The sequence below is a fragment of the Virgibacillus sp. DJP39 genome (assembly GCF_049310925.1).
GTDB lineage: Bacteria > Bacillota > Bacilli > Bacillales > Amphibacillaceae > Virgibacillus_F.
This window is the reverse complement of sequence record NZ_JBMERP010000022.1, coordinates 39,668-53,416: the sequence shown is the minus strand read 5'-3', so window position 1 is coordinate 53,416 and position 13,749 is coordinate 39,668. Positions and strand designations below refer to the sequence as shown.

Genomic DNA, 13,749 nt, shown 5'->3' with positions numbered 1-13,749 from the left:
AGGGTAAGATCGTCTACATTGAATAAAATTAACAGTGCTATTGATCTTATTATTATCGGTGGTGACTTAAAGGAAAAAGGGGTTCCTCTTAAAAGGGTAAGACAAAATTTAGATTTATTAAAAAAGTGGGGAAAACCAATTTATTTTATTTGGGGTAATAATGACTATGAAGAGAATCCTGAAGCTTTATATCAAACGCTAGTAAGAAATGGTGTAATTATACTGACAAATGAAACGCGGTGTATGAAAACCGTTAGTAGAAAAAGTATTAATATAGTGGGGCTTGATTGCTGTAAGTATAAAGAGGCACGGTACGATCTAGCTAGCAAGAATAAACAAGACAACTATACGATACTGGTGACACATGCACCAAGTGCCTTTAATGACATGTCTGAAGAGGAGCAGGAAGAAGTTGATTTGGTTTTAGCAGGACATACGCACGGTGGCCAAATACGGATAGCAGGGTTTGGTTTTTATGAAAAGGGAAGTTTTCAAAGGAAAGGAAAAAGTTATATATTAGTAAGTGAAGGTTATGGTTACACTAGACTACCGTTTCGTTTAGGAACAAGGTCCGAATGTCATGTCATAAGTTTTAAAGAAAAAGTGTAAAGAGTATGTGCAATGTACACTTTATTTGCATATAGTATTACAAGAAGTGAACAAGAATAAAAAAACATCTAGTGTGCGAAGGGGGTTTCTACAATGCGTATTGAGCGTATATCAAATGATCAATTCACTATCTTTTTAACCTTTGATGATTTAACTGAAAGAGGTTTCACAACCCAAGAACTGTGGAATGATGTTAAAGACGCGGGAAATTTATTTAGTGACATGATGTATGAAGCCAGCAGTGAGCTTGGCATTGAATTGGAAGGAATGCTCCTTGTACATGTACATTTGATGCAGGCACAAGGTATGCATGTGTATGTGACACAAAAAATAGAACATACAAATTGGGATGAGGATTTTATTGAAATGAAAGTTACATTAGACGAAAGCAATGAATTGATTTTTTGTTTTCAGGAATTTGAGGATTTGATTCAAGTTGCCACATATCTTACCAATGTTTCGATTACAGGTGGAAAGGTATATTTTATGGACGAAAAATACTATATGTTATTAAAGGATAACGAGCTCAATATATCACAGAAAGAAAATGTTATTGCGATTTTATCAGAATTCTCTTCTCCAAGTATCGTTACTTCTGCAAGATTAAACGAATATGGAAAGACAATCATGGAACATAACGCAATAAATCAGATAATTGATAACTTTTATTAACAACAAGATTTTAAACTCTTATGAACAGTAAATGGTAACGTTTTCAATATAAAAAAATAATTGGAGAAAAAACCTTTCTTTTATTGCATATTTATGATGAAAGTGTATACTAATCTCTGAGTGTAGCTATATATATATATAATAATGAGTAGATTTACTAGGAGGTAAGTTCATGGTAGCCGATAAAGCAGCAGATTCTACTAAGGGACAAAGTAAAAAAGATAATGTATTAAACTCAACAAGGACTGTTGTCAAAACAGCTTTAGAAAAATTGGGTTATCCTGATGAGGTATTTGAACTATTAAAAGAACCTATACGTATGATGACTGTTCGGATACCAGTTCGCATGGATGACGGATCGATGAAGATTTTTACTGGTTATCGCGCGCAGCACAATGATGCTGTTGGTCCAACTAAAGGTGGGATTCGATTTCATCCAGATGTAACCGAGACTGAAGTAAAAGCATTATCTATCTGGATGAGTTTAAAAGCTGGTATTGTTGACTTGCCATATGGTGGTGGAAAAGGCGGAATTGTGTGTGACCCACGTGAAATGTCTTTCCGTGAACTAGAAGGTGTAAGTCGCGGATATGTTCGTGCGATTAGTCAAATAGTTGGACCGAACAAGGATATTCCCGCTCCGGACGTATTTACCAACTCACAAATTATGGCTTGGATGATGGATGAATACAGCCGAATTGATGAATTTAATAATCCAGGATTTATTACAGGAAAACCAATTGTTTTAGGTGGTTCACATGGTAGAGAATCTGCAACTGCAAAAGGCGTAATTATTTGCATTAATGAAGCAGCAAAGAAAAAAGGAATTGACCTAAAAGGAGCTAAGGTGGTTGTTCAAGGATTTGGAAATGCTGGAAGCTTTCTTTCTAAATTCTTGCATGATGCGGGGGCCAAAGTGGTAGGAATATCGGACGCTTACGGAGCCCTTCATGATCCCGAGGGTCTAGATATCGATTATTTATTGGATAGACGTGACAGTTTTGGAACAGTTACTAAACTGTTTGACAATACTATTTCAAACAATGATTTACTTGAGTTAGACTGTGATATTTTAGTACCAGCAGCTGTGGAGAACCAGATTACAGAAGATAATGCGTATAATATAAAGGCTAGTATTGTAGTTGAAGCAGCAAATGGTCCGACTACTCTAGAAGCAACAAAAATTCTATCAGAGCGTGGAATTTTGCTTGTACCCGATGTTCTAGCGTCAGCTGGAGGCGTAACTGTTTCCTATTTTGAATGGGTACAAAATAATATGGGCTATTATTGGGAAGAAGAAGAGGTAGAGGCAAAGCTAAACAAAATTATGGTTAAGGCATTTAATTCAATCTATAACACAGCTGAAACTAGGCGTGTCGATATGCGATTAGCAGCTTATATGATTGGCGTAAGGAAAATGGCAGAAGCTTCACGTTTCCGTGGTTGGGTTTAAAGTAAAGGATATAGCGCTTAATTAACCTTCCCAGCACTGAGCATTGGACGTACTGTTTTAATTAAGAATAAGCAAATGCAAAAAACCGAATTTAATGACGAAAAAACTCTTATCGTGTATAGTTAGGTAGGGGTTTTTTTGTATTTACTGCAGAACTTAGTTTAAGCTCGGGTAACTAACTATACAAATAAGCGCAGTCCGGATAAAAATGTAAAGTAAAGGAAGTGTATTGAGTTGCAAGTTGAACATACCATTATCGTGGGCGGTGGCCCATGTGGGATGTCTTGTGCTATTGAATTACAAAATCATGACATACAACCATTAATAATTGAAAAAGAAAATATCGTCAATACAATATATAATTTTCCTACACATCAAACTTTCTTCAGTTCAAGTGAAAAGCTTGAAATTGGTAATATTGCTTTCATAACAGAAAGGCAAAAACCGGTTAGAAATCAAGCATTGGCCTATTACAGGTCTGTTGCAGACAGACATAATTTACGTATAAATACATTTGAAAGGGTAACCTCTATTAAAAAGATTGGTAAACTTTTTCATGTTGATACAGAATCAATTAATGGTCAAATTAAGAGCTATCAAGCTCAAAATGTAGTTGTTGCTACCGGTTATTATGATCAGCCAAATTACATGGGAATTCCTGGAGAAGAACTTGGAAAAGTGATGCATTATTTTAAAGAGTCACATCCTTACTTCAACAAAGAAGTCCTAATAGTTGGTGGGAAAAATTCAGCCGTTGATGCAGCACTAGAGCTTCATAAAGCAGGAGCTAATGTTACAGTTTTATACCGAGGTGAATCGTATTCTAAAAGCATAAAGCCATGGATATTACCTGAGTTTGATGCTTTGGTAAGAAAAGAAGAAGTGAAGATGGATTTTAACGCGGAAGTAACTGAAATAACTAACACACACGTTATTTATATGGTTAATGGTGAAAGAAAAGTCGTTGTTAATGACTTTGTATTTGCCATGACAGGGTATAAACCGGATTATGCTTTTTTAAGACAAATCGGAATAAAAATTGAAGAAAATAGCGGACGACCACAATTTAATGAAAGTTCGTATGAAACAAATATCCCAGGAGTATTTGTAGCTGGTGTAATAGCAGCTGGATTCAATAACAACAAAATTTTTATTGAGAATGGCAGACATCATGGGCAAGCAATAGCAAACGCAATTATAAATAAAGAATAATTAAATAGAGAAGCTGGGTGATATTTAATGAAAAAAGTAGTGGTTTTATCAACGGGAGGTACGATTGCAAGTAAAAAGAATAGTGATTCCGGTTTATTAGAATCAGGTGTTATTAATGGAGATGAACTGCTCGAGCTCTGTGACATACCTAGTGACATAGACATAGATATAGAAGTGGAGTCTGTCTTCCAAAAAGCTAGTATGCATATCACGTATGAGGACCTATTACTTTTAAAACAAAAGATTGACCAACATTTAAGCAAACCTGAAGTCAATGGTATTGTTATAACCCATGGTACAGATACAATAGAAGAAACTTCCTATTTTTTAAATTTGGTAACTAATCATGCGAAGCCAATTGTAGTTACGGGTTCACAACGTGCTCCGGATGAAGTTGGAACAGACTCATTCAGTAACATTAAACATTCTATTCTTGCAGCTTGCAGTGATGATCTTTATGATGTTGGGGTAGTAGTTGTTTTTAATGAACGTATTTTCCATTCAAAATACGTAAAGAAAGAACATGCTTCGAACATTCAAGGATTTAACTCATTTGGATTCGGTTATTTAGGAATTATTGATAATGGCTATGTACATGTACATCAAAAGCCGATCACAAATGAATATTTTGAAATTAAGAAGGATCTGCCTGAAGTTGACATTATAAAATGTTATATGGATGCAGATGCCAAATATATTCGTACTGCCAGAGACTCCAACATAAAGGGCCTAATCCTAGAAGGTGTTGGTAGAGGACAAGTTGCTCCTGCAATGGTTAATGAAATTATACGTTGTGTTGAAAAGGGAATTAAGGTTGTCGTCACAACATCTGCTGAAGAAGGAGAAGTATACACTACCTACGATTATTTAGGCAGTGCATATGATTTATTTAAAAATGGTGTTATTTTGGGTAGAGATTACGATAGCAAGAAGGCTAGAATTAAGCTTATGGTAGGATTAGCAAGTGAATACCCCAATATAGAACGAATCTATGACCCTTCTTTTTATTAGGCTGTTTTCTTAAAGATTGTTGTTATTGACAGATAATCTATAAACTGCGACATTACAGCTATGTTTATTTCCTACCGCCTTTATTAGATAGTGTTGATCCAGTGCTACGGAAAAACACTCGCTTTCCGTGGGGAACGCTTCAGCCTCCTTGCCCCGGCAAGGGGTATGCCGATGTTGTCCGCAAAGGACGGTCTTAGTCGGCACGCGTCATCTACCGCTCACTGCGGGGTCTTCAGACTGTTCCTTTCTCACTGGATAAGGAACGCTTCTTGAAAGATATCGCACGAAGAAAATGCGGTTTTCATTTTTGAGGAGTCTCGCATTTTTCCGTAGCTTTAGATAGCTTTCTTCTCAAGGGAGAAGGGGTTCCGTGAAAATATAGAACTTAGACGCCGTTACGGCAGAATACGAAGACTCCTACTTAGAACAGCACGAGTCCGAAGACCCCGGAAGAAGCGTTCTTTGCTTCTGAGGAGACTGAGGCCGTGCCCGTGGAAAGCGAAGTATTCTGCCGGCATCAAAAGAATTTTCACTACGTCACAATTTACATCAAATGCGAGGATTATAGAGGAACAAAGCTTATGAAAAGGACCGCATTTTTAAAGTTGGATTATTTGCCTTGTTAACTCAGTTTGTATGTTAAAAATAGTTAGTTAATGTTACTATTGAGTTAACTTATTTAGAATGAGGTTAGACTATGCTTGCTATACTATCAGCCGGTGTTGCACCTGCACTTGCGTTAATGTCTTTCTTTTATTTAAAGGATCGCTTTACAGAACCACTCCATCTAATTGTTCGTAATTTTATATATGGTGCTATTTTAGTATTTCCGATTATGTTTATGCAATATGCATTACAATCTGAAGGTATTGGGAACGGTGATATTATCCAATCCTTTTTTGTAATTGCATTGATGGAAGAATTTTTTAAATGGTTTGTTTTTATTTACATTATTTATCATCATACAGCGTTTGATGCTCATTATGACGGAATTGTGTATGCTGTTGCAATCAGTTTAGGATTTGCAACAGTAGAAAACTTTTTGTTTTTATTATCAAACGGAATTGAATACGCTTTTTCCCGTGCGCTTTTCCCTGTGTCATCTCATGCATTATTTGGTGTTATTATGGGTTTTTATTTTGGGAAAGCTAAGATAGAAATTAAAAAGAAAAAGGCAAACATTTCATTAGCACTTGTTGTTCCATTCCTCCTTCATGGTGTCTATAATTTTATATTAATAAAAGTTACGAGTGACTGGCTACTTTTATTGATTCCTTTTATGATTTTCTTGTGGGCGGTCGCCTTGAGAAGGGTAAAAGTTGCAAATGCCACCTTACCAACTAAAATATCTAACAGTTAAGACCTTTGTGAACTCGCAAAGGTTTTTTCTATGTATAAAAACTTTCTTTCTTCATAAGTGCAACTAAGTGGCCATTAAGGCTTGGCGATAAGCCGAGTTTTCTAATTAAAAATTCTCAAACAAATGTTTTTCTAATCAATTAATGTATAAAAAAACAACATGTTCGGAAACTAGAGTTATGAAATTCATAAGCTGTTAGGAGGAAAAACATATGCTTCGAAAAGTAGGGCTGGTGTTAGTGATTGTCTCGTGTGTAACCTTTCTAACGCATGCAACTAGCACAAATAATCCCGTTTACGCATTTTCATCACAAGTCATCCAACATGGTGCTGTCGGTGACGATGTAATCGAATTACAATCTAGATTACAGTATATTGGTTACTACAATGGTGAAATTGATGGTGTGTTTGGTTGGGGGACATATTGGGCTTTACGAAACTTTCAGTATGAATTTGGTCTGGAAATTGATGGATTAGCTGGTTTAACAACTAGGCAAAAACTAGTGAAAGCAAGTAAATATGATTACGGTGGTACAACAAATAAAAAGCCTACTAACACGAATAAACAAACTGGTAACAATCCAAGCCCTGATAAGGGTAAAAATGCAGCTCCAACTCCTACGGCTAAAAACGTGCCGGAAGGATATTCACAAAATGATATACAATTAATGGCCAATGCGGTGTATGGAGAGGCGCGTGGAGAACCCTATGTGGGGCAGGTAGCAGTAGCATCCGTTATTTTAAACCGGGTAAACACGCCAACATTTCCAAATACTGTTTCTGGTGTAATTTTTGAACCCCGGGCCTTTACGGCAGTTGCTGACGGTCAAATATGGTTGACCCCAAATGAAACTGCTAAAGAAGCTGTAATTGACGCTATTAACGGTTGGGATCCCTCAGGAAATGCTTTATATTACTTCAACCCAAATACAGCTACTTCTGATTGGATTTGGTCAAGGCCACAGATTAAAAAAATTGGGAAACATATATATTCTAAATAGGAAGGAGTGATTACATTGGTTCGATGGATTTTAATAACCGTACTTACAGTAGGTATAGTTGGGGTCGGGGTATGGGGTTTTCAAGAGCATCAAGAAAAAAACTCCATCTTAATTCAAGCTGAAAACGACTATCAAAGGGCATTCCATGAGTTAACCTATCATATTGATTTACTTCACAACAAAATTGGAACTTCCTTAGCAATGAATTCACCAACTAGCTTGTCTCCACAATTAGTTGAGATTTGGAGATTAACCTCTCAAGCATTGTCAAATGTTGGTCAATTACCATTGGCATTGATACCATTTAACAAGACAGAAGAGTTTCTATCTGACATTGGGGACTTCACGTATAAAACCGCTGTACGAGACTTGGATAATAAACCATTATCAGAAGATGAAACTAAAAAATTAACGAAGCTTTATAAACAATCGGGAGATATCAAGAAGGAATTAAGAAAAGTACAGTACTTAGTGTTAAAAAATAACTTACGCTGGATGGACGTACAGCTTGCTTTAGCTTCTACAGAAGAAAAGGCAGATAATACGATCATTGATGGATTTAAAACGGTTGAAAAAAAGGTAAAAGGGTATTCAGAGAGTAATGTCGAATCCAATCTAATCGGGACCTCATCTCAGGACCATCCCTATCAGTTCTTATCTGGTTCAAAAATGAGCGAAGAAGAAGCATTAAAGAAAAGCAGAAAGTTATTTGATTTAGGTAACGATGCAAAGATTAATATAACCAAAACTGGTAAGGGTGCCGATGTTCCAATGTACAGTATTTCTTACAGAGGTCCAGATAAAAATGTTTATATGGATATGACGCAAAAAGGAGGCCATCCGGTTACTTTTTTGGTTAATAGACCTGTTAAAAAAAATAAGATAAGTTTAAATCAAGGACTTGAGAAAGCAAATGCATTTTTGGAAAAACAAGGTATAGAAAATATGATGATTTACCAAAGCAATGAATACAACAATGTTGGAGTATTTTCTTTTCTGTACAATCAAGATGGAGTGCGTGTATATTCAGACGCTATAGAAGTGAAGGTTGCTTTAGATAACGGTGATATACTTGGATCGACAGCTAGAAATTATTTCATGAACCATAAAAAGCGGGATATTCCATCTCCAGAAATTTCGGAAAAGGATGCGAAAAGTAAAGTTAATCCAAGTGTTAAAATACAGGAGCAGCATATGGCTGTTATTGACAATACAGAAGGCAAGGAGGTACTAACATACGAATTTTTAGGTGTTTTAAATAACGAGACTTTTCGTATATTTATTAATGCAATGGATGGAAGAGAAGAGAAAATAGAAAAGTTAAATGGTACTGAAGTTAATCTGGATTTAGTTTTATAGGGGAAGATTTACTCTTCCCCTTTTTTGATTTTTCTGTAATAATAAGTGTATAGTATCTTTGTGAGAGGATAATGGAATATGGAAATAGGTACACAGCTAACACTTACCGAAAAGAAAACCAAAAAAGATGAAAGCACAAACTACCGTTGTAAAATCATTGATAAAAATGAGCGATTTTTATTTATAGATTACCCTGTTAACATAAAAACAAAAAGAACGGTTTTGTTACCTAAAGGAACAAATTTACAGACCTCTTACATTGGAAACGACCATTCTGTATATTCTTTTAGCACAAAAGTTATAGCTAAAGCAAACCTAAATATTCCTGCATTAGCAATAAGTATACCTGACAAAGATGACATTAAACGAATTCAGCGCCGCTCATTTGTAAGAATAGAGACTGCAGTTGACGTGTCTATTCATAGTAAAGAACACAATACAAAGCCTTTTGTCACGGTTACTTCTGATATAAGTGGTGGTGGTTTATTAGTAATCTTGCCTTCAATCCATTTATTAAATGAAAATGACAGCTTAGATGTATGGATAGTTTTAGAAATGCAAAACGGTATATTTCATTATATAAGTACCCAATCAAGGGTGGTACGAGTTATTACTGGCAGTAACATACATACAGCTTCTATTAAGTTTGAAAATATGTCTAACCATGACCAGCAAGTCTTAATACGATATTGCTTTGAGAAACAGCGTGAATTACGGACAAAGGAAAGAATCTAATTAGACAGAAAACAGGCAGTGCAATTATTGTTTATGTTATATTTAATATAAGCAATTCACTTTTCAAACTTGGCATTTGCCAAGTTTTTTTAGTAAAATAGAGAATAATACTATCAATAGACGATTGATTTATTATATTGGTTACGAGGGGAATGAAAAGAGTTAATGGTGGAAAGAAGAATAGCGATAGCAATTGATGGTCCTGCAGCAGCAGGGAAAAGCACAGTTGCTAAAATGGTTGCAGCTGAACTCTCCTATATTTATATTGACACTGGTGCGATGTATCGGGCTTTAACGCTAAAGGCATTAAACAAGCAAGTGTCATTGCAAAATGAGTCAGATTTAGCAACGTTACTTACATCTACGATAGTGGAACTTAAACAAACAGAAGGAGGGCAAAAGGTTTACTTAGATCAGGTTGATGTAACCCTGAAAATACGTTCGCTTCAAGTTACAAATAACGTTTCCCATGTTGCAAAACATGCAGAGGTTCGAAAAGAAATGGTTAAGCGGCAACAGGCGTTAACGAAAAAACGAGGTGTCGTTATGGATGGCCGGGATATTGGTACACACGTGATTCCAGATGCAGAGGTAAAAATATTTCTACACGCAACTGTTGAAGAGCGTGCAAAACGTCGTCACGAAGAAAACATTAAAAAAGGATTCGATTCTGATATAGAAGAACTGAAAAAGGAAATTGAACAACGGGACTCAATAGATACTAAGCGAAAATCTGCACCTCTAATTAAAGCAGTAGATGCTATTGAAATAGACACGACTTCATTATCTATCAACGAAGTAGCAAATCAAATTCTAGGCGAAGCATTAAAAGTAGTGAAAAGCTAATTCGAACCCAATTAGCAAATTAATGTATAAAATTGGAAATTGAATAAACCCCCAGTTTATAAACTACTTTACTTGACAAATAATTATAATTATTAGAAGTTATAAAAAAGAATGTTTTTTATATTGTTGTTTTATGTATTTTAAGGAGGCTTTTTAGATGAGTGAATCAGGAAATGAAATGTTGGAAGTAAATGTCGGCGACACAGTAGAAGGTACTGTTGTTAAAGTTGATGAGAAACAGGTGCTCGTTGATATTGGTTACAAAACGGAAGGAATAGTCCCAATTGGTGAGTTGTCTAATCTCCATATTGAGGTTGCAGGTGATGTTGTAAAAGAAGGTGACCAGCTTACACTTATGGTTAAAAAAGTGGAGGATGACGAGGTAATCCTTTCAAAAAAAGCTGTTGATTCCGACAAGGCTTGGTTAGAGCTTGAAGATAAATATAAAAACGAAGTCGTGTTTGAAACTGAAATAAAAGAAATTGTAAAGGGTGGACTTGTTGTTGATGTAGGACTTAGAGGGTTTATACCTGCTTCTCTAGTAGAAACCTTTTATGTAGAGGACTTTTCTGATTACATTAATAAATCGTTATCAGTAAAAATTGTTGATTTAGATCGCGAACAAAATCGAGTAATTTTGTCCCACCGTGCCGTTACTGAAGAAGAGTCAGCTACACAAAAACAGGATATTTTACAATCGTTAAAAGAAGGTCAGGTTTTAGAAGGCACAATTCAACGACTAACGAACTTTGGCGTATTTGTTGATATTGGTGGCATAGATGGACTTGTTCATATTTCACAGCTCTCCCATCAACGTGTTGAAAAAGCTTCAGATGTTGTGTCAGAAGGACAAAAAATAAAGGTAGAGGTTCTTTCAATTGACCGGGATAATGAGCGTATTTCATTATCTCATAAGAAAACTTTAGCAGGACCTTGGACCGAGGTTAGTAGTAAAGTATCTACTGGCGACATCCTGGAAGGAACCGTTAAACGTTTGGTGAATTTTGGGGCATTTGTTGAAGTTTTGCCAGGTATTGAAGGTCTTGTGCATATTTCACAAATTGCTAACCGTCATATTGGCACCCCACAAGAGGTGTTAGAGGTTGGGCAAAAAGTGGAAGTTAAAGTGCTTGATGTGAATGAAAAAGAACAAAGAATGTCATTAAGTATCAAAGAGTTAGAGCAAGAACAAGCAGCAGCTGAGTATAAGAAATATGAAAAAGATGAAGAACAATCCAGTTTTCAACTTGGGGATATGATTGGAAACAAGCTAGATAAATATAAAAAATAAAAGAAAAACAAAGGAGCACAACTCAACTGGGAGTTGTGCTCTTTCATTCTGAAGGCAAATGACTCTGATTTCACCAAGAATTAATTAATTAAGTCTTTTAAGCCATTAACCTAAGTTTAAATTTGGTTGTAATTTGTCATACTTAGTATAAGGTGATGAAAATGACAAATGGGTTACTATTTTACTGGTTAAGTTGGTTATTATGGATCTACATTACATTTTTAATGAAAAAGGGTAAAAGTCGCACATTACTAGGGCTTTGGATTCTTCTTATTATAGCCTTTTCAGATGTGTATCTAACAATTATGGGATTTAAATTTACGATTTCTTTTGTACTCTTGGCTTTGGGTGCTATGTTCATGTTCTCAAAAAGTTCCTATTTATATTATCATTTATTTTGTTCTTTAACCATTATGGTTTTATACCTAACGATCAGGTTGTGGGAAAATTATTTTCCGCTTTGGGTAATGATCTCTAAAACATTTGTATCTCCTTTTATAATTGTTCTGATTGTAATTCTTATTATACCTAAGGGATTTTATGATCGAGTTTATACTGCATTACTAGGGGTGAGCGGTGGAGAACTGGTTTATAGTTTTATTTTATCTAGTTACTCAATTAATGAGTCAATCGGAGGGTATGTGTTTTTTGATTGTATTATGGTTATACTATTTTCGCTTATTGGAATAGAAGGATTTCAAGCATTATGGATTAAAATCAAATCCTTGTTGGGTATCTTAAAAAAATCTTTTCGTGTAATAACAGAGGATTAATAACTATTGTAACGAAAATAATTGTTTATATCTTGTTCTTTTGCTAGAATAAATTGAAGTTATAATAAGAAAGTCAAACATAAAATTTTGGTAGTAGAGAGAGGATGTTCCTTTCATGAGGAAATCTGTAGTAGCAATTGTAGGAAGACCTAACGTTGGTAAATCAACCATTTTTAATAGATTAGTTGGAGAACGTATATCAATAGTAGAAGATATTCCTGGTGTAACAAGAGACCGAATATACGCTGAAGGTGAATGGCTAACCTCCACTTTTAATGTTATTGATACTGGAGGCATCGAAATCGGCGACGAACCCTTATTAGTTCAGATGAGGCATCAGGCAGAGGTAGCTATTGATGAAGCAGATGTTATCATTTTCCTTGTAAATGGTAGAGAAGGCATAACGGCGGCCGATGAAGAGGTAGCAAAGCTTTTATTTAAATCCAACAAACCAATCGTGCTTGGTATAAATAAAATCGATAATCCAGAAATGAGAGAACAAATTTATGAATTCTATTCACTTGGATTTGGGGAACCATTTCCTTTATCAGGTTCTCATGGACTTGGATTAGGTGATTTATTAGATGAAGTTGTTAGTAAATTTCCTGAACGAGAAATGGAAGATGTTAATGAAGACACAATTTATTTCAGCTTGATTGGTCGACCAAATGTAGGCAAGTCCTCACTGGTAAATGCATTACTTAATCAGGATCGTGTTATTGTAAGCGAAATTGAGGGTACAACACGAGATGCAATTGATACCCATCTTCATAAGGATGATCAGGATTTCGTTATTATTGATACAGCTGGCATGCGTAAACGTGGTAAGGTCTATGAGACAACAGAAAAATATAGCGTTTTACGTGCGTTAAAAGCAATTGAACGTTCTGATGTTGTTCTGGTATTAATTGATGCAGAAACCGGAATACAGGAGCAGGATAAAAAGATAGCTGGATATGCCCATGAAGCAGGTCGTGCCATTATTATTGTTGTTAACAAGTGGGATACGATTGAATCTGATGAGAAAGCTATTAAAGATTTTGAAGAAAAAATACGTGCTCATTTCCTATTCCTGGATTACGCACCTATAGTCTTTTTGTCAGCCAAAACTAAAAAACGGTTACATACACTGATACCGGCTATTAAGGTCGCTAGTGAAAACCATTCAATTCGTATTGCAACAAATGTTTTAAACGATGTTATTATGGATGCAATTGCGATGAATCCAACACCTACTTATAAGGGGAAACGTTTGAAAGTGTTATACGCAACCCAGGTAGCTGTAAAACCACCAAGTTTTGTAATCTTTGTTAATGACCCAGACTTAATGCACTTTTCTTATCAGCGATTTCTGGATAATAAGATAAGAGAGGCATTTGGATTTGTTGGAACACCAATTAAAATCTTTGCTAGAAGAAGACAGTAAGG

13 protein-coding genes are annotated in these 13,749 nt (G+C 35.5%); all 13 read left to right on the top strand.

Annotated features, from left to right (window positions below; all coding sequences use genetic code 11):
• The coding region (locus ACOI1D_RS09560; RefSeq protein ID WP_422501048.1) for a metallophosphoesterase at positions 1–609 on the top strand (609 nt) is incomplete at its 5' end.
• 93 nt (positions 610–702) lie between these two features.
• On the top strand, positions 703–1,281 hold the full coding sequence (locus ACOI1D_RS09555; protein ID WP_422501047.1) for a genetic competence negative regulator: 579 nt from the start codon (positions 703–705) through the stop codon (positions 1,279–1,281).
• A 172-nt stretch (positions 1,282–1,453) separates the two neighbouring features.
• The gene (locus tag ACOI1D_RS09550; RefSeq protein WP_422501046.1) at positions 1,454–2,734 is read left to right on the top strand and encodes a Glu/Leu/Phe/Val family dehydrogenase; all 1,281 of its coding nucleotides are present in this window, start codon (positions 1,454–1,456) and stop codon (positions 2,732–2,734) included.
• Positions 2,735–2,968: 234 nt separating this feature from the next.
• The gene (locus tag ACOI1D_RS09545) at positions 2,969–3,946 is read left to right on the top strand and encodes a YpdA family putative bacillithiol disulfide reductase (RefSeq protein WP_422501045.1); all 978 of its coding nucleotides are present in this window, start codon (positions 2,969–2,971) and stop codon (positions 3,944–3,946) included.
• Positions 3,947–3,973: 27 nt separating this feature from the next.
• Positions 3,974–4,957 (top strand): asparaginase, encoded by a 984-nt coding sequence (locus ACOI1D_RS09540; RefSeq protein ID WP_422501044.1) that lies wholly within the window; start codon positions 3,974–3,976, stop codon positions 4,955–4,957.
• Positions 4,958–5,654: 697 nt separating this feature from the next.
• Positions 5,655–6,317, top strand: coding sequence for a glutamic-type intramembrane protease PrsW (prsW, locus tag ACOI1D_RS09535; protein WP_422501043.1), 663 nt, complete (start codon positions 5,655–5,657; stop codon positions 6,315–6,317).
• A gap of 211 nt (positions 6,318–6,528) precedes the next feature.
• On the top strand, positions 6,529–7,317 hold the full coding sequence (gene sleB, locus ACOI1D_RS09530) for a spore cortex-lytic enzyme (RefSeq protein WP_422501042.1): 789 nt from the start codon (positions 6,529–6,531) through the stop codon (positions 7,315–7,317).
• A 15-nt stretch (positions 7,318–7,332) separates the two neighbouring features.
• Positions 7,333–8,676, top strand: a complete 1,344-nt coding sequence (ypeB, locus tag ACOI1D_RS09525; RefSeq protein WP_422501041.1) for a germination protein YpeB — start codon at positions 7,333–7,335, stop codon at positions 8,674–8,676.
• 78 nt (positions 8,677–8,754) lie between these two features.
• A complete protein-coding gene (locus ACOI1D_RS09520; protein WP_422501040.1) occupies positions 8,755–9,411 on the top strand; it encodes a flagellar brake protein in 657 nt (218 codons plus the stop codon).
• A gap of 168 nt (positions 9,412–9,579) precedes the next feature.
• Positions 9,580–10,257, top strand: a complete 678-nt coding sequence (gene cmk / locus ACOI1D_RS09515; protein WP_422501051.1) for a (d)CMP kinase — start codon at positions 9,580–9,582, stop codon at positions 10,255–10,257.
• A 157-nt stretch (positions 10,258–10,414) separates the two neighbouring features.
• Positions 10,415–11,548, top strand: coding sequence for a 30S ribosomal protein S1 (gene rpsA, locus ACOI1D_RS09510; protein WP_422501039.1), 1,134 nt, complete (start codon positions 10,415–10,417; stop codon positions 11,546–11,548).
• A gap of 161 nt (positions 11,549–11,709) precedes the next feature.
• The gene (locus ACOI1D_RS09505) at positions 11,710–12,321 is read left to right on the top strand and encodes a YphA family membrane protein (protein WP_422501038.1); all 612 of its coding nucleotides are present in this window, start codon (positions 11,710–11,712) and stop codon (positions 12,319–12,321) included.
• A 115-nt stretch (positions 12,322–12,436) separates the two neighbouring features.
• Positions 12,437–13,747 carry a ribosome biogenesis GTPase Der gene (gene der / locus ACOI1D_RS09500; protein WP_422501037.1) on the top strand — a complete coding sequence of 437 codons (1,311 nt, stop codon included), beginning with the start codon at positions 12,437–12,439 and terminating at the stop codon, positions 13,745–13,747.
• Positions 13,748–13,749: the final 2 nt, after the last annotated feature.